This is a genomic window from Psychrobacter sp. AntiMn-1 (assembly GCF_001854065.1).
Classification (GTDB): domain Bacteria; phylum Pseudomonadota; class Gammaproteobacteria; order Pseudomonadales; family Moraxellaceae; genus Psychrobacter; species Psychrobacter pacificensis.
Genome location: NZ_CP012969.1, coordinates 2,044,126 through 2,065,809 on the forward strand (window position 1 = coordinate 2,044,126; position 21,684 = coordinate 2,065,809).

Annotated in this window: 19 protein-coding genes and 1 tRNA gene; 12 read left to right on the forward strand and 8 right to left on the reverse strand. The window is 44.4% G+C overall.

Annotated elements, in window-relative coordinates; genetic code table 11:
• The first annotated feature begins 7 nt into the window (after positions 1-7).
• From dprA to AOT82_RS08680, 4 genes are all read left to right on the forward strand, one after another.
• Positions 8-1,261 (forward strand): DNA-processing protein DprA, encoded by a 1,254-nt coding sequence (gene dprA / locus AOT82_RS08665; protein WP_071003727.1) that lies wholly within the window; start codon positions 8-10, stop codon positions 1,259-1,261.
• Between the two features lie 123 nt (positions 1,262-1,384).
• Complete coding sequence (locus tag AOT82_RS08670) at positions 1,385-2,014, forward strand: L-threonylcarbamoyladenylate synthase (RefSeq protein WP_071002675.1); 630 nt, start codon at positions 1,385-1,387, stop codon at positions 2,012-2,014.
• 327 nt (positions 2,015-2,341) lie between these two features.
• On the forward strand, positions 2,342-3,313 hold the full coding sequence (locus tag AOT82_RS08675; RefSeq protein WP_071002676.1) for an epimerase: 972 nt from the start codon (positions 2,342-2,344) through the stop codon (positions 3,311-3,313).
• 87 nt (positions 3,314-3,400) lie between these two features.
• Entirely contained in the window at positions 3,401-4,537 is a 1,137-nt protein-coding gene (locus tag AOT82_RS08680; protein WP_071002677.1) for a metallophosphoesterase, read from the forward strand.
• A gap of 17 nt (positions 4,538-4,554) precedes the next feature.
• Here the strand turns inward: AOT82_RS08680 and AOT82_RS08685 are convergent, their stop codons facing one another.
• On the reverse strand, positions 4,555-5,949 hold the full coding sequence (locus tag AOT82_RS08685; protein ID WP_071002678.1) for an alpha/beta hydrolase: 1,395 nt from the start codon (positions 5,947-5,949) through the stop codon (positions 4,555-4,557).
• 449 nt (positions 5,950-6,398) lie between these two features.
• Between AOT82_RS08685 and grpE the strand changes: the two genes are divergently transcribed.
• Both grpE and dnaK read left to right on the forward strand, forming a co-directional pair.
• On the forward strand, positions 6,399-6,998 hold the full coding sequence (grpE, locus tag AOT82_RS08690) for a nucleotide exchange factor GrpE (protein WP_071002679.1): 600 nt from the start codon (positions 6,399-6,401) through the stop codon (positions 6,996-6,998).
• Positions 6,999-7,182: 184 nt separating this feature from the next.
• Positions 7,183-9,123 (forward strand): molecular chaperone DnaK, encoded by a 1,941-nt coding sequence (gene dnaK / locus AOT82_RS08695; RefSeq protein WP_071002680.1) that lies wholly within the window; start codon positions 7,183-7,185, stop codon positions 9,121-9,123.
• A 128-nt stretch (positions 9,124-9,251) separates the two neighbouring features.
• Here dnaK and AOT82_RS08700 read toward each other — a convergent pair whose 3' ends face one another.
• Both AOT82_RS08700 and AOT82_RS08705 read right to left on the reverse strand, forming a co-directional pair.
• Positions 9,252-10,109: a methyltransferase domain-containing protein gene (locus AOT82_RS08700; RefSeq protein ID WP_071002681.1), complete on the reverse strand. Its 858-nt coding sequence runs from the start codon at positions 10,107-10,109 to the stop codon at positions 9,252-9,254.
• A 50-nt stretch (positions 10,110-10,159) separates the two neighbouring features.
• Entirely contained in the window at positions 10,160-11,392 is a 1,233-nt protein-coding gene (locus AOT82_RS08705; protein WP_071002682.1) for an 8-amino-7-oxononanoate synthase, read from the reverse strand.
• A gap of 283 nt (positions 11,393-11,675) precedes the next feature.
• On the opposite strand from AOT82_RS08705, the gene AOT82_RS08710 reads away from it, so the two are divergent.
• The 4 genes from AOT82_RS08710 to AOT82_RS08725 all read left to right on the forward strand — a co-directional run bounded on the left by AOT82_RS08710 (position 11,676) and on the right by AOT82_RS08725 (position 14,746).
• Positions 11,676-12,215 carry a porin family protein gene (locus AOT82_RS08710; RefSeq protein WP_071002683.1) on the forward strand — a complete coding sequence of 180 codons (540 nt, stop codon included), beginning with the start codon at positions 11,676-11,678 and terminating at the stop codon, positions 12,213-12,215.
• Between the two features lie 218 nt (positions 12,216-12,433).
• Positions 12,434-12,985 (forward strand): porin family protein, encoded by a 552-nt coding sequence (locus tag AOT82_RS08715; RefSeq protein ID WP_071002684.1) that lies wholly within the window; start codon positions 12,434-12,436, stop codon positions 12,983-12,985.
• A 192-nt stretch (positions 12,986-13,177) separates the two neighbouring features.
• Positions 13,178-13,774: an NfeD family protein gene (locus AOT82_RS08720; protein WP_071002685.1), complete on the forward strand. Its 597-nt coding sequence runs from the start codon at positions 13,178-13,180 to the stop codon at positions 13,772-13,774.
• 90 nt (positions 13,775-13,864) lie between these two features.
• Positions 13,865-14,746 carry an SPFH domain-containing protein gene (locus AOT82_RS08725; RefSeq protein ID WP_071002686.1) on the forward strand — a complete coding sequence of 294 codons (882 nt, stop codon included), beginning with the start codon at positions 13,865-13,867 and terminating at the stop codon, positions 14,744-14,746.
• 77 nt (positions 14,747-14,823) lie between these two features.
• Here the strand turns inward: AOT82_RS08725 and hemN are convergent, their stop codons facing one another.
• On the reverse strand, positions 14,824-16,317 hold the full coding sequence (hemN, locus tag AOT82_RS08730) for an oxygen-independent coproporphyrinogen III oxidase (RefSeq protein ID WP_071003728.1): 1,494 nt from the start codon (positions 16,315-16,317) through the stop codon (positions 14,824-14,826).
• A 375-nt stretch (positions 16,318-16,692) separates the two neighbouring features.
• On the opposite strand from hemN, the gene AOT82_RS08735 reads away from it, so the two are divergent.
• Complete coding sequence (locus AOT82_RS08735) at positions 16,693-18,279, forward strand: YifB family Mg chelatase-like AAA ATPase (protein ID WP_071002687.1); 1,587 nt, start codon at positions 16,693-16,695, stop codon at positions 18,277-18,279.
• 49 nt (positions 18,280-18,328) lie between these two features.
• Here AOT82_RS08735 and AOT82_RS08740 read toward each other — a convergent pair whose 3' ends face one another.
• The 4 genes from AOT82_RS08740 to AOT82_RS08755 all read right to left on the reverse strand — a co-directional run bounded on the left by AOT82_RS08740 (position 18,329) and on the right by AOT82_RS08755 (position 20,558).
• Positions 18,329-19,012 carry a phosphoglycolate phosphatase gene (locus AOT82_RS08740; protein ID WP_071002688.1) on the reverse strand — a complete coding sequence of 228 codons (684 nt, stop codon included), beginning with the start codon at positions 19,010-19,012 and terminating at the stop codon, positions 18,329-18,331.
• Positions 19,013-19,252: 240 nt separating this feature from the next.
• Positions 19,253-19,744, reverse strand: coding sequence for a DUF4385 domain-containing protein (locus AOT82_RS08745; protein WP_071002689.1), 492 nt, complete (start codon positions 19,742-19,744; stop codon positions 19,253-19,255).
• Between the two features lie 193 nt (positions 19,745-19,937).
• Positions 19,938-20,013: transfer RNA gene (locus AOT82_RS08750), tRNA-Phe, on the reverse strand.
• Positions 20,014-20,135: 122 nt separating this feature from the next.
• Positions 20,136-20,558 (reverse strand): hypothetical protein, encoded by a 423-nt coding sequence (locus AOT82_RS08755; protein WP_071002690.1) that lies wholly within the window; start codon positions 20,556-20,558, stop codon positions 20,136-20,138.
• A gap of 399 nt (positions 20,559-20,957) precedes the next feature.
• Here AOT82_RS08755 and hisB point away from each other — a divergent pair, with 399 nt between their 5' ends.
• Positions 20,958-21,605, forward strand: coding sequence for an imidazoleglycerol-phosphate dehydratase HisB (gene hisB, locus AOT82_RS08760; protein ID WP_071002691.1), 648 nt, complete (start codon positions 20,958-20,960; stop codon positions 21,603-21,605).
• The last annotated feature ends 79 nt before the right edge of the window (positions 21,606-21,684 follow it).

Genomic DNA, 21,684 nt, shown 5'->3' on the forward strand with positions numbered 1-21,684 from the left:
GATGACAATGACCGCAGTCACCTCTTCTTTATCCGATGATCAGCGCGCCATATTGGCGCTATGGTATGAGGTGAATGCATCATTGTCTGCTTATCATAAGCTCATAACGACTTATGGTGATGCGCAGCTTGCTTGGCAGGCTACAGTAGGCGCTTGGAAGCAGTTAGGACTCCATCATACCCATCTCAAACGCCATGAGCAGCCAGAGCAGACACGTGCTGCTATTGATAAGATACAGCAAGCACTTACAGACGGGCGCTATGGTTTATTGTTTGCCGGTCAGCCCGACTATCCTGCTCAGCTTCTTCATATTTATGATCCGCCGCCATTATTGTTCTTTCGAGGAAATAGCGCGCGTCTGCATCAGGCTCAAATTGCTATCGTGGGCAGCCGAAAACCAACAGCCCATGCCCAAAAAATCACGTTCGATATGGCGCAATATCTGGCACAGGCAGGGTATGTCATCACCAGTGGTCTGGCGATAGGCGTGGACAAACGGGCTCATCTAGGAGCTTTGGCGCAGACTGATCTTGACTATCAAGGTCGTACTATCGGCGTGATGGGGACAGGGATTGATGTGAATTATCCCAATCATCGTGACCAGTTATTTGCTCAAATCATCGAGCAAGGTGGCTGTATTATTAGTGAGCTATTACCGCATACTCAGCCGCACAAACATACCTTTCCGCGCCGTAACCGTCTGGTTGCTGGGCTGAGTCTAGCCACGATTGTGACCGAAGCGACGATCAAAAGTGGCTCGCTCATTACCGCCCGTTTAACCTCTGAGCAAGGCAAACAAGTCTTTGCCATTCCAAGTCATATTGATAATAGCAATGCCGAGGGTTGTCATCATCTGATACGTGAAGGCGCAACGCTGATTTATCATCCTCAGCAGGTGTTAGAGGACGTCAATGGTCAACTCGATTATGATCGTCGATCGTATATACAAAAGGAGGCAACGATGCGCTCTGATAAGTCTCAGTCGGACATTCGCCATCCCTTCGCTGTGTCAAATATAGACAAACGCTCGCTTACCGCGCATAGTGAGCAAAAATCTTCTAATATAAAATCTAGCCGTAGTGAGGTTATTGTACCTGAGCATTTGACCGACATTTATGAGCGTCTTGACTGGCACGGACAGGATTTAGATGCGCTGATTATCGCAACCAAACTATCCGCGCCACAGCTCATTGGACAGCTGATGGAACTTGAACTAATGGGCGTCATCAGTGTGCAAGGCGGACGCTATTTACGTGTATAGCGTATCGATACTCCTACCTGCCACATAAGAATAAGTAGAATGGGTTCTAAATATCGCTACCTTAGTCAGACTGTCTCTTGTGCTATTATTAGTGTCTCTATTCCAGCATGAAACATGTAAGCTATGAGCCAATCTATACCTTTTATCACTGACTCTGCCACACAAGCTGCAAACTGGCTTAAAGAAGCAAAGCTACTTGCATACCCAACAGAAAGCGTTTGGGGTATTGGTTGCGACCCTTATAACAAAGCCGCTGTGCAGCGTATCTTGGATATTAAACAACGTCCGCAAGCCAAAGGCATGATCGTCATTACCGATAGCGTAGAGCGTTTGTCACCTCTACTAGCGTCTTTAAATAATGCCCAGCGCCAGCAAATTATCGATAGCTGGCAGTCAGATGTTAATGACAGCGAGCTACACAATCGCCAAGCGCATACTTGGTTATTACCCATTCCTCAGACACTTTCGACCACGATGCCCTCATGGATAATGGGTGAGCATCAGACCATTGCAGTCAGGGTCATCGCCCATCCTATCATACGAGAACTGTGCCAACAGATGGTCAGCGAAAATAACCCATTTGGCTTCATTGTTTCGACTAGCTGCAACCCATCAGGTCAAGCGCCTGCTAGCACCTTTGACACTGCCTATGGTTATTTCGGTGAGCAGATTGGCTATTTTCAGGCTGATACTCTAGGTTATATCTTACCCAGCCAAATCCGTGATGCAACGACAGGCTCAGTCATTCGTTAGTAGGCAATAAACGACCTTTCATACCATTATAGCCTAGTCTTTTGTACTGTCTTTTTTGTGCTGTCGCCATCGATAAACCATATTTCACTAGCTGAAGATTACTATGGTTATCGTTCTGTAGCCATAGCAAAATATACCGTCTCAGCGCTAGCTATCGCTAAAGCCGCTTCCTTAGTTCCCGTTGCTTTACTAAAAGTATGTAAAAGTCATTTTGATAAAAACGACAAAAAAGTAGACGATAGTTAAAAGGAGCTGATTTTTATTGAACGATGAATCTTTCAGCAATAGGTCATCGCTGCGATATTTGGTACACATAGGGAGTAGGCTATGAAGGTTTTAATTAGTGGTGGCTCAGGGTTTTTGGGTAGTGCATTTAGCCAAGAGTTAATCGAACGGTATCGCACACAAGGTAAAGAGGTGATGATTACTTGGTTGACCAGAGATAGCAATCAAGCTCATCCTGATGACATTAATATGATGACTTATGACGAGCTTAAAAAGTCTGACATGAGCTTTGATGTCATAATGAACTTAGCTGGCGCAGGTATTGCTGACGCGCGTTGGAGCGATGAGCGCAAAGAGCAATTAATAGCCAGTCGTATTAAGCCTACTCAATCGATATTAAGCTTCATCGAACGTACGGCAACAAAGCCAAAACTAGTCGTCAGCGGCTCAGCAATCGGTTGGTACGGCACGCAAGGTGATAAGCCATTGACTGAACACAGCAGTTTTGAGACAGACTTTGCCCATCGCTTATGTGAGGAGTGGGAGAGCTTGGCGCTCAAAGCGACTGGTTACGATGTCCCTGTCGCTATTATACGAACAGGCGTTGTGATACATCCTGAAGGTGGTATGGTGGCCAAATTACTACTGCCATTTAAGTTTGGCGTTGGCGGGCAGTTGGGTGATGGTCAACAAATCATGAGCTGGATTAGCCGTGACGATTGGGTGGGGGCGGCGATTTTTATTATTGAGCAGCATCTTGCTAGTCAATTTGGCCATAAACAAAGAGTTTCACATAACGATAATATCATAGAGACAAGAAGTGATACGCCAGCCTTTGTCTATAATCTCACGGCGCCCAATCCTGTGAGTAACCATACTTTTACTAAAACGCTTGGCTCATGGTTACATCGGCCGACACTTTTTACCTTGCCAGAGTTTTTACTTAAGCTGATGTTTGGTGAGATGTCGACGCTACTAATAGATGGTCAAAAGGTGCTGCCACAAGCGCTATCAGATGCAGGCTACACATTCAAGCACGTGACACTCAAACAGGCATTAGAGGATCAAAAGTAGTTACATCATGATTGTTTCATGTGAAACATAAGAAGGTCGGCTTATATTAAATATTCACTAGATTGTATTTCTGTCTAAGGGCAATCCATGCGTTACGCATTTTTCATCATCATTTTTTTGCTCTTGCAGCTGTTTAGTGCGGGTGCTGCTCTAAGCTTACAGTGGTGGTTACAGCCTTGGATCACGCCAACGCTTCAGATCGCTATATGGTCTGCTATATTTATTATTACTAATGGATTGTTGATATTAAGTGTCAAAAGAGTATTTGCCAATAGCTACCGCTGGGTTAGCGGTTGGATGTTGGTTATGCATTTTATGCTGCTCACGGCATTGCTGATAACCCTATTCTATGGTGGATACTGGCTAGTAACACCACTCTTAGGCGCCTCGTCATATGAATCTAATATGATTTTTATTGGCCTACGAGCGCTTGCATTGGTGATATTCTTAGGGTTGTTCGGTTTCGCATTATATAGTGCTTATGTGCCAGTCGTACGTAAGCTGTCCATTAGTATCAACAAACCGCTCGCTAAACCACTGCGCATTGCGGTCGCGAGTGACCTTCATCTAGGACGACTATTTGGCGTAGCAGCGATAGATAGGTTGAACTGTCTAATGATTGACTCGCAGGCTGATATGCTGCTTATGCCAGGCGATATCATGGATGACAATACAGATGCGTTTAATAGCTATAATATGGCAAAAAACTTAGCTGAGCTATGCAGTAGCCTGCCATACGGCGTCTATGCAACATTGGGTAATCATGATTTGTATGGGCACGAACAGCCAATCAGCCAAGCGTTAGTCGATGCAGGCGTACATTTATTAAATGATGACGTGTTTGGTATCGAACATGAGGGTCAGCCTATATGGCTGGTTGGACGTTTTGATAATCATAAACGCCAGCGTGTCGCGACAACGGATTTGCTCGCGAACGTTGATACTTCACAGCCAGTGATACTGCTGGATCATAGACCAAGCGATATTGATGAGCACAGCCAGTTACCAATCGATCTACAGGTATCAGGACACACTCACAATGGACAAGTATTCCCCGCCAACTTTATCGTGAGCGCCATCAACCGATTAGGCTATGGGTATGAGGCCATTGGCAGAGGACATTTTGTGGTGTCCTCGGGTTATGGCTTTTGGGGTATTCCGTTTCGATTGGGCTCACGCTCAGAGATTTGGTTAATTACCGTTTCTGATCATACTAATAAATAGCTAGTTCCAGTTAACCGCTATGCCGCGAGCCGCGATTTTGTACTAATGACCTCACGGACGAAGCCGCCAAAACCATGAATAATATTTTTTGTTTCCTGCCCAAGTCCTTGATGCACGCTCATAAAATGAATAAAGCCGTGCGGTGCGCCCAGCACAGTATGGGTCTCAACAGGAACTTTATAACTCTTTAGCTGTTTGGCATAAGCAAATGCCTCATCACGCAATACATCGAGTTCAGCAGCGACGATATAGGTGGGACATACTTTGCTATTATCACCAAGCATTGGCGAATTGAGTATATGTATGCGTGGCAACGGACTATTCTCAAGACAAGCGGCATCAAATACTGCCACATCAGCATGATCCAATAGCAGGCCTTCACCATACAGCTCCCAACTCGGATAATCTGTCTCGATATCAGTCACAGGATACAGCGGCATCTGTGCTAGCGGCGCAGGCAGCTTCTTTAATAGATCAAACATTTTCTGACCATCTGCACCCAAATCTAACCAAGCGTTTTCGTTTGGTGCGGTGAGTTGCTGTGCAATCAAGGTAGAAAGGCCACCACCTGCGCTATCGCCTGCAAGAACGATGCGTGACGGTAAGGCACCTAAGGTATGGCAATGCTCAGCCAACCAAGCATAAGCGGTGATACAGTCTTTTAACGCTGCAGGTGCAGGACACTCAGGAGCCAAGCGGTAATCCACACTGACCACAGGCCAACCAGTCTGCTCACAGACTGCGTGACAGAACTCGTGATGTGTATCGACACTACCGATACAAAAACCACCACCATGAAAAAACAACATGGCTGTTTGGTCAGGGTTATGAGCACGTCTTTTTTTAGCGCCAATACTCTTGGTACCTGCCTGATAGCAGCGAATGGTCATATCGCCATCATCCGCGTTGGCTATGGTTTTATCTTCCCAATTGACAGGTGTTTCACCCTTTTTGATAAAAGGTTTGATGTTACTTAGCATACTGCCACCTGCTTGGTGCCATACGCTTGGTGCTTGCATCGCCACCGCATCAGCAGCAAACCTTTCACGGAGTTCATGCATGGGCGTTAGCTCTAATGGCGTCTTAAGATGACTATTCACCGCGAGGATCAGGCGCAAATGAGCATTGGCGTGCTGATATTGTTTTGAGTGAGGCCCTTTTAAGTAACCAATCAAACCTTCTAATACTGGTGTTGGTAGATAGCCAAGACCTTTCATCGCATAGTGCAGAGTGTGTGGTTGGCAATGTGCCATTGGGTTATAACTGAGCATTTTTTCTTTCACGCTCAAACGCTTTTTTTGTACACCGTTGTCTTTCACTTCACCAATCATCTCATCGTTCGACGCCAAATGCAGCGTCATCAATGTTTTGTTCAGTAAGGTATTGATTGATGATAGTGTTAAATTAGACATAATATCTCTCATAACTGTTTTTGAGTGTTTACTGTTACATCAGCGTACACTTTAAGATAAGGAATAATATTTGTAGCAATAATAAGGCAGTAGTGCGTAAAGCAGGGTGTTATTTAGTAATGGCGTGGGTAGCAACGGTAACCTATTTAGAGTAATTGACGGTTTTTTGTACGTTTTGTTAACGTATGTTGAGACCAGTTGACACAGCCCAGAAATGCTGAGTACTTGTTTTAAAGAAAGATCTAACCATATTTGTCGTAAATGCGAAAAATTCCTTTACTTTAGGCTTGAAATTTATACTTATTACCTTTATCAAGCAGCTATTAGAGCGTATTAATAAAAAAAATGAGTGATAACCGTTAAGTATCTGATAAAGGCATGATACAGCCAGCGTTTGGCTGATTTATTGTGTCTTATCTCAATTATTATTGACATTCCAAGGAGCTATCATGAGCGAGCAAAATACCAACCAAGAAAACTTTGATCAAACAGTGGCACATGATAATGTTGATCACAAAGACAGCATCTTAGAAGAAACCATGAACGAGTTTGATCCACAGAACAACTCAGGTGAAGAAGCCACTATCGAAAACGAGATCGATCTTGATACGTTCAAAGCGCGTATCGCTGAGTTAGAAGGTGAAGTGAAGCAAGCCAAAGAAAGCACTGCTCGCGCCAACGCTGAAGCTTACAATGCACAAAAGCGCGCCGAGCAAGAAGCGGATAAGAGTAAAAAATTCGCTCTTCAAAAATTTGCCAAAGAGCTACTCGATATCGTCGATAACTTAGAGCGCGCTATCGAAAACGCAGACGCGAATGACCCAGTCGCTGAAGGGGTGAAATTAACCCACAAAGCATTGGTCTCTGTACTTACACGTCACGGCGTAGAAGTGGTCGATCCAGAAGGTGAGAAATTTAACGCTGATTTCCATGAAGCAGTGGGTATCGATTCAGAAGCAGAAGCTGACACCGTCGGTACAGTCCTACAAAAAGGCTATAGCTTAAACGGTCGTCTACTACGTCCAGCCATGGTACGTGTTGGTCAATAATATTTTTTGGGGTTAAACCCTACTAATATGAAGGTTTTTCACAAAAAATCACATGAAAGACTGTTTTTGCTTGATTATCGCCTTGAAAAATACAACAAGCAAACCGATATATAGCAACAAGTGACCGACTACGGTCTGGATAAATAAGTATTTATAGTTAAAAATAAATTAGGAGCAATTGATTATGGGTAAAGTAATTGGTATTGATTTAGGTACGACTAACTCGTGTGTAGCAGTAATGGAAGGTGACAAGGTTAAAGTCATCGAAAATGCTGAAGGTACGCGTACCACACCATCAATCGTCGCTTATAAAGATGACGAAACATTGGTTGGTCAGTCAGCTAAGCGTCAAGCGGTCACCAATCCAAGCAACACTTTGTTTGCGATTAAGCGTTTGATCGGTCGTCGTTTTGATGACAAAGTCGTGCAAAAAGATATCGGTATGGTACCTTACAAAATCGCTAAAGCAGACAACGGCGATGCGTGGGTAGAAATCAACGGTAAAAAGCTTGCGCCACCACAGGTTTCTGCTGAAATCTTGAAAAAAATGAAAAAAACAGCAGAAGACTATCTTGGTGAGAGCGTGACTGAGGCAGTTGTAACCGTACCTGCTTACTTCAATGACTCACAGCGTCAAGCAACCAAAGATGCGGGTAAAATTGCAGGTCTTGATGTAAAACGTATCATCAACGAGCCAACTGCTGCGGCACTTGCTTACGGTATGGACAAAAAGCAAGGCGATAGCACCGTTGCTGTATATGACTTGGGTGGTGGTACTTTCGATATCTCAATTATCGAAATCGCAGACGTCGATGGCGAGCAACAGTTTGAAGTACTAGCGACCAACGGTGATACGTTCCTAGGTGGTGAGGACTTTGACTCAGCGTTGATCGATTATTTGGTAGATGAGTTCAAAAAAGAGCAAGATGTTAACCTAAAAGGTGACTCTCTTGCGATGCAACGTCTAAAAGAAGCAGCTGAAAAAGCGAAGATTGAGCTATCAAGTGCACAAAGCACTGAAGTGAACTTGCCTTATATTACTGCTGACAGCAGTGGTCCTAAGCACTTGGTCATCACTATCAGCCGCTCTAAGCTTGAAAGCCTAACCGAAGATCTAGTACAGCGCACCATGGACCCTTGTAAAACTGCCCTTGAAGATGCTGGCCTAAAAATTGGCGATATCAACGATGTAATCTTGGTTGGTGGTCAGACTCGTATGCCACTTGTACAACAAAAAGTACAAGAGTTCTTTGGTCAAGAGCCACGTAAAGACGTGAACCCTGATGAAGCTGTGGCAGCTGGTGCGGCAATCCAAGGTGCGGTATTGTCTGGTGATAAAACTGACGTATTGCTACTTGATGTAACGCCATTGACGCTAGGTATCGAAACGATGGGCGGTGTTATGACGCCAGTTATCGAGAAAAACACCATGATTCCTACCAAGAAATCACAGGTATTCTCAACCGCTGAAGACAACCAGCCAGCAGTAACGATTCAGGTATATCAAGGTGAGCGTAAAATCGCTAACCAAAACAAACTGCTTGGTCGTTTTGACTTGACGGATATCCCACCAGCACCACGTGGCTTACCGCAAATCGAAGTGTCTTTTGACATCAACGCTGATGGTATCATGAACATCTCAGCAACTGATAAAGGTACTGGTAAAGCACAGAGCATCCAGATCAAGGCGGATTCTGGCTTGTCGGACGAAGAAGTCGAGCAAATGGTTCGTGATGCAGAGGCTAATGCTGCTGAAGATGAGAAGTTCGCTAACTTAGCGCAAGTTCGTAACGAAGCAGATGGTCGTATCCACGCCGTACAAAAAGCGCTGAAAGAAGCAGAAGATAAAGTCACTGACGAAGAAAAATCAACAGTAGAGTCTGCGATCACTGAGCTTGAAGCGGCGGCGAAAGAAGACGACCATGACGAAATCAAAGCCAAGCTTGAAGCGCTAGACAATGCATTCTTGCCAGTTAGCCAGAAGATTTATGCTGACAGCGGCGCAGGTAGCGAGGGTATGGATCCAAGCCAGTTCCAACAAGGTGCTGACGCTACTGGTAGCAACCAAGCGGATGACGATGTCGTTGATGCTGAGTTTACTGAAGTAGACGAAGACAAAAAGTAAGCAATGACTTGATGTTCAAGGCTGATTTAATCGTTAATTAGATTAAATTAGCTAGATCAAAAAAAACGCATCTTTCGAGATGCGTTTTTTTATGCCTGATATTTAAGTATATATTTTCAAGCGTGCCGTTATGGTAAATGCGCATCAACGATTAGTACGTCATAAGTCAGATACACGCAAGGTTGACCGTCCTCATCTATGCCCGAAAATTGCTGCCAATAATCGCGCTCGAATGCTTGCAAGCGGGTTTTGGTCCAGACAAAAGGCTGTGTGTTAGATGTTTGCTTACCAATCGTTTGCTTGTCATAGGTTTGCTTGCCACAGGTTTGATTGCTATCTATTTGATTGGTCGATACACCTGTCATCTTCATATGTTTGAGCACATCATAAGGCTGGGCAAATGGCACATTGAAACGCTGTGTTGATAGCTTTATGTGTTGAAATTCCGCTTGATCTAGCGCTGATTGCCATTCACTAATATCTGGATAATGCAATCCTTGTCCTGTTAGGGTTTTTATTTGCAAGAAATTATCTGGGGTAAAGGTGCTTAGTAATAATTGTCCATTAGGTTTTAGCCGTGAGGCTGACTGTGCAATGAAATGCAGTGGGTTATCGAACCACTGAATCGCATTGGCACTGATGACTAAGCTATGCTCACCGCCTAAATCCATGGTTTCCGCATCGCCAATAAGGATTTGTGCTTGTGGCAACAATTCCTGTAAATGAGTGGCTTGCTGCTCACATAACTCGTTGATAGACCATCGCTCACTTTGTACATATTTTGCTAGTAGCTGCGTTAGTTGTCCCGTGCCTGCACCGACCTCAAGCACACTGTCTTGATGGGTATTATCGATAGCCATTAATAAGTGCTGACAAACCTGCTGCTGAATATAAGCATGTTTATCGTACTGACTGGCTTGAGAAAAATGCCGCGCAATGCTCTGCTTGCGGGCACTCAGCTCGGAAGTAGTGAGGGGATGTTCCATAATCGCTCTTTCACATAAAAGTTTATAATGAGCATCAAAAACTGCTGCCGTCATATGGATAATTGCATGATTAGGCGCTCGCACTCAGCATGGGTAATGGCTGCGTTGAGTACCAAGCGAATACGTGACGTATTAGTAGGAACGGTCGGTGGTCTGATAGGCAGCGCATAAAATCCAGCGTCTTGGAGTTGTTTTGCCTTTGTCATCGTACGAGCATTATCACCTAAAATATAAGGCACAATGGGTGACTCGTAAATAGGATCTTTTGCTGCCGATGCCACGCGATATTCAGGGCTAATGGCTTGGCTCAGTTGTAATGAAATCTGCGCCAAATGCTGTCGCCGCGTCTGTAGCTGTGGCATTTTTGCCAAAATAAACCGTGTCCAAGCATGATTGATTGGTGGCAACGCGGTACTAAAAATCAGCGGACGCATCTGATTAATCAGCCATGACTTAACGATCTTGTCACATAGAATATAAGCACCAACGGAGGCAAATGCTTTACCAAAGGTTCCTACTAAGTAGTCAATATCAGCCAAGGTGTTTGTTTCTTCAGCCAGCCCTAATCCTTGCGCGCCAAGCACACCGACGGCATGGGCTTCATCGACATACAGCTCAATACGACTGTCAATGGCTTTTAGCTTAACTAAAGCGGGTAGATCAGCACGATCCCCGTCCATGCTAAAAATACTTTCGGTGACGATGATGATACGCTCCACATCCTCTTCAACCTGCATAAGCATAGTAGCCAAATGCGCATAATCATTGTGTCGATAGCGGCGATACAGACAGCGTTTGCTTTCGCTGAGTTTAATACCATCAATCATACTGGCATGTACCAGTTTGTCTGCCAAAATAACCGTCTTCACTGGTAGTGCAGTCAATGCAGGTAAGATCCCGATATTGGCGTGGTAGCCACTATTTAATACCAACGCAGATTTCGTCGCGGTTTGATTTATTCCAGCTGCGGTTTCATACCATGCTTGTAGCTCATCCTCTAACGCCTGTAGCTGTGTATCATTGCCAGTTAACAGACGCGATGATGTTGCGCTCATTTTGGGCAAACAGTCCATTGATTGCTGAATAAATTCAAAAAACTCACGCTGCAACTCAGCATCACTGCCCAAACCTAGATAATCGTTGCTAGCGATATTTAATAGGGTATTGTCATCAGCGATTACATACCGTCCGTGGTGTTCGATATCTGGTAATTTGCGATACTGCTGTTTGTCTTTGAGTTGTAAGAGCGCAGTTTGTAGCTGCGCGTCGATAAAAGCTGACATGCAGAGCCGTCCTTTTTCTTTATTCGTCAGTATATGCGGAACACAATGAGTAGGGATTATTGCACAAAAACGGGATGTGTAACAAAAAGTTTCATATATCAGCCTTTGTAACCCGAGCACTGACAAATGCTTTCAAATCTTAACTCTCATACCATTAAACACTGACAGAGTGTCTGAAATAGTTTGTTACTATGTACCCATCGTTAGCAAACAAGGCGATACGGCCAAATGGTCAATACAACTAAATAACTTGTTTGTCCAAATTTACTTGAAGGAGCTAATAATGAAAACTCTACAAAAAACTATACTTGCACTAGCAACTGGTTCTTTACTTACTGTAGGTGCAAATGCAGCTGTCACTTATGGTAACGGCTACACTGGTCAACCATACGTTGGTGCCAAGATCGGTCAATTTGACAATGATGTAAGCGGTGACGATCCAACTGCTTATGGTGTATATGCTGGTTACAACTTTGATCCTAACTTTGGTATGGAAGTTGAATATGTTGGTTCAGATGATGCTGACCTAGATAACAATGCTGGCGACTATGATACCAAAACTTATGGCGCGTACGGTACTTACCGTTATATGTTCCCAAATACTGCACTATATGCCAAAGGTAAACTTGGTATCGCTAAGACAGAGTTAGAAGCTGATTTTGATAACGGTAACAATGACTCAGTCAGTGATACTGGCATTGCTGGTGGTATCGGTCTTGGTTACGCAGTGAATCCTAACTTCAATGTCGAAACAGAATATGCCATGATGGATAGTGATGCAGATACTAAGCTGCTTACTGTAGGCGCTAACTTAAAGTTCTAAGATAATATAGCGTACTTGTACCTATAGTCAAAAACGAAGAAACGACCATTTTATATGGTCGTTTTTTTATGCCTGTAAAATATTTTTGCAACACATGTTTACTTTGACAAATAATTTGGTATGATACCGCCACTACTAATAACAAGTAGAAAATAGTTGAGTAGTATTTGATATTAAACAAATTATTTGTTTATTGAATCCAAGGTTGAAAATACTTTATGAAAAATCTACAAAAAACGTTACTTGCAGTAATCGCGGGCTCAGTAATGACCATGAGCGCACAAGCAGCCATTTCTTATGGTGCTGGCCAATCATACGTTGGTATTAAAGCTGGTCAATTCATGGTAGATGCTGATGATTTAGATGATCCAACCGCATATGGCGTTTATGCTGGTTATAACTTCGATCCTAACTTTGGTGCTGAGATTGAGTATGTAGGTTCTAATGACGCTGATGTTGATACAGGTATCAGTGGTATTGACGCTGAATTTGATCTAAAAACTTATGGTGCTTATGGTACTTACCGTTATGCATTCCCAAATACTGGTTTATATGCGAAAGGTAAACTAGGCTTTGCTAAAGCTGAGATTGAAGTTTCTGCTGAGGATTTTCTTGGAAACTCTGGAAGTGACAGCGATAGCGACAGTGGTGTAGCTGGCGGTATTGGCTTGGGTTATAACTTCAATCCTAATATGAGTGTTGAAGCTGAATATGACTATGTTGCTGAAGACCTTACGCTATTAACTCTTGGTGCACATTACAAATTCTAAGCTTTGATTCGTGTGGATGACTAAAAGCGATCACTTTAAGTGGTCGTTTTTTTGTGTCAATTTTAGCATTCATTGTGCTTGTTTTATCAAAATACCACACCATAAATAATAATAGGTAATTGATTTTTAAGATAATATTATCTGCAAAACTGTGCTACATTGGAAGGTAGGCAGATACAGGAGTAGACAGCGATGATTGAGACTATCTGGATGATTGAACCTTGGCATTGGTTGGTGTTAGGCTTCTCTTTGATGATTGCTGAGATATTTATTCCGACCTTTGCTAGCCTCTGGTTTGGTGCGGCTGCGGTGATCGTTGCTGCCTTAGCGTGGTTGCTCCCCATTCCATTATTATTTCAAGTACTGATCTGGCTTACGCTATCGGTTTTGTTTATGTTTGTTTGGGTCAAATACATCAAGCCGCTGTCAATGAGCCGTAAAAAGATGGGGCAAAGTAGCGATCTGATTATTGGTGAGACGGGCATGATCGTGGTCAAACCGCAAAAAGGCATTTCAGGTATGGTGCGCTTTAACGTGCCTATTTGGGGTGCAGATGAGTGGCCATGTCGCACAGCAGGCGTGAATGTCGAGACAGGTGATCGTGTGGTGGTCATAAAGGTGGTCGGCGATGAGATGGTGGTTGCACCCACGCAGCGCCTCCAAGCACCCAAAACCATACGGCCAAACATTACTCCGACGATTAACAGTCAAGTGCCGACCAAACAATCTAAAGCGAGTAGACTGAGTTTGCACAAACCTGATCTCAAAGAGACAGGTACTAGCAAATAAACGTTATCAGGTACTAAAGATTTTTAAATTAAGAAAAAAAGGACATAAATCACGTCGCTGGCAAATAAAGCAAGGGTCAAGGAGAATCACATGGGTAGTATCTTGAGTAGTTTAAATGGCGTCGGTATCGTGATGCTGGTGTTGGCAGCATTGGTGATTTTTACCGTTTTTAAAGGCGTTTGTATTGTCCCGCAAGGGTACAAGTGGGTCGTGCAACGGCTGGGTAAATATCAGCAAACACTAGAGCCTGGCTTTAGTATCATCATTCCTTTTGTGGATAGAGTCGCTTATAAAGTCACCACAAAGGACATCGTACTAGATATCCCATCTCAAGAAGTCATCACCCGTGATAACGTCGTGATCATCGCTAATGCTGTGGCTTATATCAACATCTTGCGTCCAGACAAAGCGGTCTATGGTATTGAAGATTATGAACATGGTATCCGCAATTTGGTACAAACCTCTTTGCGCTCGATCATCGGCGAGATGGATCTAGATAATGCTTTATCGAGTCGTGATGAGATCAAAGCATTGCTCAAACATGCGATCTCAGAAGACATCGCAGATTGGGGTATTACGCTTAAAACTGTAGAGATTCAAGACATTAATCCCTCGCAAACCATGCAAGCCTCTATGGAAGAGCAGGCCGCAGCAGAGCGTCTACGCCGAGCGACCGTTACTCGTGCCGATGGTCAAAAACAAGCTGCTATTTTGGAAGCAGATGGACGTCTGGAAGCCTCACGCCGCGATGCCGAAGCGCAAGTAGTACTGGCCAAAGGCTCGGAGGAATCAATTCGTCTTATCACAGCGGCGATGGGTGATGAAGAGATGCCGATTGTCTACTTACTTGGCGAGCAGTACATCAAGTCTATTCGTCAACTAGCGGAGTCTGACAATTCAAAAATGGTGGTGTTGCCAGCCGATATCTTGAGCACTGTTAAAGGGATGGTAGGCGATAAATTAAAGCTGTAAATATTTCAAAAAATTTCTAAAAAAGACCTCGTTTGAGGTCTTTTTAATGGCTAATAATTGGCTGCCAAATCGTTATGTCAGATAACTTTTGAGAAGCGGTTTTTGTGTTTTTTTTCTAAATATTCATCAAATACCATGGCAACATTGCGACCAAGCAAGCGGCCCCTAGGTAAGACGCGAATGCCAGCAGCATCCATATCAATCAGTCTATCTGCTTGCATCTCTCCCAGCTGTTGAATCTCATTGATGAAGTAGGTAATCGCATCGATACCGAATTTTTGATTCACATCTTTAAAATCAAGATAGTCGTGGCAGAGCAGGTTCATGATGACATATTCACGTAAGCGATCTTTGATGGACGTTTTAATATATTTCACCGCAGGCATGACCATAGGATTGGTTTTGGCAGCATCAATCTTAGCTTGATAGTTTTGCAAATCAGTATCATTTTGCAGGATATAGCGCGTATTGCTATTGGCAATTTGACTGATGGATGAGACACCAAAGCCCAATAAATCACAATCGCCCATGATGGTGTAGCCCTGAAAATTACGATGTAATTTTCCTTCGCGCTGGGCGATCGCTAGCTCATCGTCAGGCTTAGCAAAGTGATCGATACCGATATATTGATAGCCCGCTTCGGTTAGCGTGTTAACGGTGTTGCCGAGCATAGCGAGCTTAGCTGCTGGGCTAGGTAGGTCTTCATCTTTGATCTGACGTTGGGCTTTGAAACGCTCAGGTAGATGCGCATAGTTAAAGACAGACAGACGATCTGGTGACATTTCAATGATACGTTGTACCGTTTTGTCTAACGTGTCAGGCGTTTGATGCGGCAAACCATAAATCAGATCGATATTGATGGAGTGAAAACCAAGCCCTCGCGCCTCTGTTAATACATTCTCAATAAGCTCTACTGAGTGCACACGATTGACCGCGATTTGTACCGTTTCATCTAAGTCTTGCACGCCTAAGCTGATACGATTAAAACCAAGGTTTCGTAATATCTTTAGCGTATTATCACTCAGCTCACGCGGGTCGATTTCGATAGAGTAGTCGCCTTCATCATCACTCAAAAACTCAAACTGCGTCTGTAAAAACTCCCACAGCTTAACCATCTCTTCATCACGCAAAAACGTTGGCGTACCACCGCCCAAATGCAGCTGCTTGACCAAGGGCTTATCGCTACCTTCTGGCACAGACAGCAAGCGGCGTTTAAGGGCAATCTCAGCCATTAAATACTGCAGATAATCACCAGAGTCGCTATTTTTTTTGGTAATAATCTTATTGCAGGCGCAGTAATAGCAAAGGTGACGGCAAAACGGAATGTGAAAGTATAAAGACAACGGCGCGCGTGACTCACGATTCTGCAAGATTTTCGTCTCAAGACCAACTGCCTCAAAACCATTTACTCCAATATTCTCAGGTATCGGCGTGAACTCTAGAGCAGTTGGATAAGAGGTATAACGCGGACCTGAACGATTGTACTTATTGATGATGGCTTCATCGAATGCTGGTAGCTGCTTACTAGTAATACTACCGCGGGTACTGGCATAAGGGTTGTCTGGTTGCATAACAGGACGCGTGGTCGACGGCGGCGCTTCCGCATCATTGTAGGGCTGCGGGTTAGTTTGTGCTGAATAATCTGTCATGCGGTATTCCTCGTTTTGACCCATAGTGGCTATAGCGTCGCTTTTTTGTGCTGCCAGATGATAACGTTTGCAGTAACAGCTTGGCTATTATAGCAACTGTCTTAAAATATGGTCATTATTATACCAAATCCCTACTTTTAGTATGGTATATCGTGATGGTTTTTAGCATTAATATTGACGGCTTTGGTTTGAGATGATTGTTTTAATGTCCTACCTATATTTTTTATAAAACACGACATTTGCACGCTGATAAATAATACTTTATCATCGATTAATCTCTAATATTAGGAAACGCTGATGTCGTTTGCTCAAGTCTATACTCGCTCAGTTGTCGGTTTGCATGCACCTAAAGTCATCATCGAAGTTCACTTATCGCAAGGGTTACCAGCACTAACCATCGTTGGTCTACCTGAAGCGGCCGTGCGCGAGAGTAAAGACAGAGTACGCTCTGCCATTCTTAATTCAGGTTTTCAGTTTCCCAATCGGCGTCTAACGATTAATTTAGCACCTGCTGATTTACCTAAAGATGGCGCGCGTCTGGACTTGCCAATCGCTATTGGGATATTGGCGGCAAGCGGACAACTTGAGCCAGAAGTATTATCGGGGTTTGAGTTTATTGGCGAGTTGGCACTCAACGGTGAGCTGCGGCAGGTGACCGGTAGCTTGGCTGTCGCTCGCGCGATTAAGGCAGAAGGATTGACATCAACGTTGTCGAAAACGTTGTCAAAGGCGAGTGACTCTGTAAAAAATGAGCAAAATGTTACCTTACAGAGCGCACCACAATTAATCGTACCGATTGACAATGGTCGTGAGGCCAGTCGCGTTGATGGTGTGACGATATTGGCAGCGAAGAGTCTAAAAGCAGTATGTAACCACTTGCAGTCACTGGCGGATCCAAGCGGATCTTATGACTGCTTGGAGGTGGTCACACCCAGTCCAGCACCGCAGCATGTAGGCTATCAAGTGGATTTAGCCGATGTCAAAGGACAGCACCATGCCCGCCGCGCGCTAGAGATAGCAGCAGCTGGCGGTCATTCGTTATTGTTTACAGGGCCACCGGGTTCTGGCAAAACGCTCATGGCCTCACGTTTGCCGACGATATTGCCTGATCTCAGTGATGAGGATGCGCTCGAGGTAGCTAGTACGTATTCAGTGGCAGACAGTGATTACGATTACGGCACACGTCCCTTTAGGCAAGTGCATCACACCATATCAGCCGTGGCGTTGGTTGGCGGCGGTTCACGGCCCAAACCGGGCGAGATTACGCTTGCCAATAAAGGCGTGTTATTCCTTGATGAATTGCCAGAGTTTGATCGGAGCGTGCTTGAGGTATTGCGCCAGCCGTTAGAAGCCAAGCAAATCACTATTAGCCGTGCTAACTCGCAAATGACCTTTCCAGCCAACTTTCAACTGGTCGCTGCTATGAATCCGTGCCCGTGTGGTTATGATGGCGATACCTCAGGGCGCTGCCGCTGTCGACCTGAGCAAATCAAACGCTATCAAGACAAACTCTCAGGGCCACTATTAGATCGTATTGATTTGCATATTACCGTACCAGCATTGCCGATTGCTGATTTGCAAAGCGCGCAGGCAGGCGAAACTTCCAAACAAGTACGCGAGCGAGTAGCAGCCGCGCATCAGCATCAATTAAAACGACAACAAAAAGTCAATAATGAGCTAAGCCCGAGCGAAATCGATGAATATATCAAATTAGGCGACAGCGAAAAACAACTATTGCAACTTGCTCAGCAGCGCTTGAATTTATCCGCACGCGGCTACCATCGGGTGTTACGAGTCGCGCGTACTATCGCGGACTTGGCCAACAGTACAGATATTAATAGCGCCCATGTGTCAGAGGCGCTCAGCTATCGTAGTAAGGAGTAGTCTTCGTTTGAGCCAACTATCACATCCGTTTGATAGATGCTTTTATGGGTTAGATGTTATCTGTCATAATCCAAGTAACCAAATCCGTAAAATGATCAAACGCCTCGGTTGGGCCGAGCTCACGAATGTCTTGCCCGTAGTTATAACCATAGGATAGTCCAAGCGTGTCCATATTGGCGTTTTGACCCGCCAAGATGTCGTTTCTAGAATCGCCAATCATAATCGCTTGGTCAGGAGTAATCCCCAATTGAGTACAGACATGCAGTAGGGGCGCTGGATCTGGCTTTTTGGTGGATAGACTGTCGCCGCCCATCACTTCACTAAACAGATCTTGCCAGCCGAATGTTTGCAATATTTTGGGGACAAAACGAAGCGGTTTGTTGGTCACTAGAGCGAGCGTGTAGCCAGCCGCGTGAAGTTGTTTAAGGCCACTATCGACATCGGGATAAGCAACGGTTTTGTTACCACCAATCTTAGTATATGCTTCAAAAAATATCTGCTCTGCGTGATCGGCCTCGGCTTTGGTCAGTGCGCCCTCTGGGACAGTGATATCACCGACCAAAGCACGCTCTACAAGCATTCGTGAACCATTGCCTATCCAATTGCGTATCGTCTCAATTGGGTAGGTGTCTTTACCAAGCGTGGTCAGCATTGCATTGGTGGCATCGGCCAAATCGGGCACGCTATCAATGAGTGTGCCATCAAAATCAAAAATTAAGAGTTGCTTATTCATTGTTCCTCACTATTAAAAATCATTATATTTATTGTGTTAGATATTCCGTGTTATACCTTGGCACGGTAGTATTTTAAGACTGGTCAATTTAGTGTTGTTATATTCTCAAGTTTATGAGCATTAGCAGTTACTCGACATCTTTATATAGTCAATCCACTAAAAAGCGTTACAGCGTTAACCTCGCTTGAAGTATGACGTATACATCTGCACTCGGTTGCCTTGTACCACTCTTAAATTGGATCAACTATAACGCGCGCGGTGTTCTTTTTTCATTCTTAGATAATCTTCGTTCTCACGACACTGGTCCCATTTTTGCTTAAAAATACGCGCCGATTCTGCCTTGATCGGGTCTTCGGTTTGTCGTGGTAACTCTTCGCGACCATGGGCGCCGCTTTGGCCTTTTTTGTCATCAGGTACTGGCCCTTTATATTTTTTACCGCCCTTGTGATTGGCATAGCGACGCGCGCGGGTATAGCCCATTTGAATAAATTTGCGCGCCATATCTGCACCGACAAAATCATCGTCAGCTAGATAATCCAAAAACATCTGGTAAATCGTCTCACTGCTCTCGCGGGCGATATCAGGCGTGGCAAAACGCCAATGCGGGAGGATTTCAGACTTGTAAGGCTCTACAAGTAATACGCCTTGCTCACCACGACCAACACGATATAACTCAGGATGCGCGCGCAGATCAAGATTTTTATAATCCAAGTCGTAATCAAATTCTCTCATATCTGCCACCTAGGCTCTGTACTATGATGGGTATCTATTCATTCATAGTTACTGAGTATACTGAGCCAAGCGGTGTAGAAAACAGCACAAAAATGTTATGCAACCGTGAGTAAAGCGAGCGATGATATAAATAACAGACATAAAAAAAGCCCCAAACATTGCTGTTCGGGGCTTTTTAGAATCTATTAACGAATGGTGGCTCGAGGCAGGATCGAACTGCCGACACACGGATTTTCAATCCGTTGCTCTACCGACTGAGCTATCGAGCCGTCTTCGTTGAGGCGCTATTAAACTAAATATAGGCTCGGCTGTCAAGTGATTTTTGCGTTATATCTCATAAAAGTCGATAAATAATCAAATATTGGCGAAATAAACCCTATTTACTCGATATTTAGTCTTTTACGCGCAGGAGTTCGTACTCGCTCATGATTCGGTGAATATCAGCATCCGCAGGGACAAATTCACGCACGCCTTTTTTGACCTCGGCATCATAGACCAGTTTAATAAATTTGGCATCGATGGCGCGTTTACGGTTCTCTGGATGTACCGTCAGATATTGCAAACGCTTGGCATCGGTCTGCCCATCATCAAAACAGGCTACCGCAGCGATAGGCTTATCATTGAACATACCAACATAGAGGTATTGCCCGCGTTTGAATCCTTGCGCCACTATGCTTAACACCTCAGCACCATCAGGCTGCGCATCATCACTATCGTACAATGCCTGCAAGCGTTCTGCTAGCTCATTATCGCGAGCAGGTTTTTTGATAAGTGGCGCATCCAAGCTATTAATGGCGATCGCTTCTAAAGGCATAGCAGTTCCTATAAACAGAGGGTTTTTATAGTATAAAGTCAGTATGACACCGCACTATGTCATAGAGAGTAGTGCCATAAAGGTGAGACTGTCAACGTTCGCGCCAGTCATGATTGATAATACTGAACACACTATTTTAGCAGAATGACGTAAATTTGTGCGCGGTTTAGCGCTTGGTCGTGGCAGTAAATGTTAGGGTTTGCTATGATGAGGCTAAATCATATGTGATACACATCAACCCTAATATATTGATATCTTTTGTATATATCACTTTTTCATACATTTTTTGCTGACGCTGATGGCAGCGCTAGCCTCAATGTAACAGACAGCAATGGGCGATGTTTTACCCTATTTATAATTGACCGCTTTTCACTGATAAAAAACCGATAGAGAATAGCCATGACAGCCAATGCAACTGAGCAAAATCAAGCAACAAACCTAAATTTATATGGTCGCCCTGAGCGCATCGCGACCGTTGAGCGTATCACTGCCGAAACGCAAATCACTTGTACCATCAACCTCGATGGTACAGGCACAGGCGTGGTAGACACGGGCGTACCGTTTTTGGATCATATGATTGATCAGATCAAGCGTCATGGTTTATTTGACTTAGATATCAAATGCGTCGGCGACACTTTTATCGATGATCATCATAGTGTCGAGGATACCGGTATTACTTTGGGCCAAGCGTTTAACAAAGCTTTGGGCGATAAAAAAGGTATCCGCCGTTACGGACATTTTTATGCGCCGCTTGATGAGTCGTTGACGCGCGCGGTCGTCGATCTATCAGGGCGTCCAGGCTTGCACATGGATATTCCGTTTACGCGCTCGCATGTCGGCACCTTCGATGTCGATCTGTTTAGCGAATTCTTTTACGGCTTCGTCAATCATTCATGGATGACCGTACATTTGGATAACCTCAAAGGCAAAAACAGCCATCACCAAATCGAATCTACCTTTAAAGCCTTTGCTCGCGCCCTGCGTATGGCGTGTGAATATGATGAGCGAGCGCTAAATACCTTACCGTCGACCAAAGAGGCATTTTAAGGATAGTGCGGTGCTGCTACGGTCACAGCCGCGCTTATTGCACGGCTTGTACAGTTGGCGCTTTTGCTCGTCGCAGGAT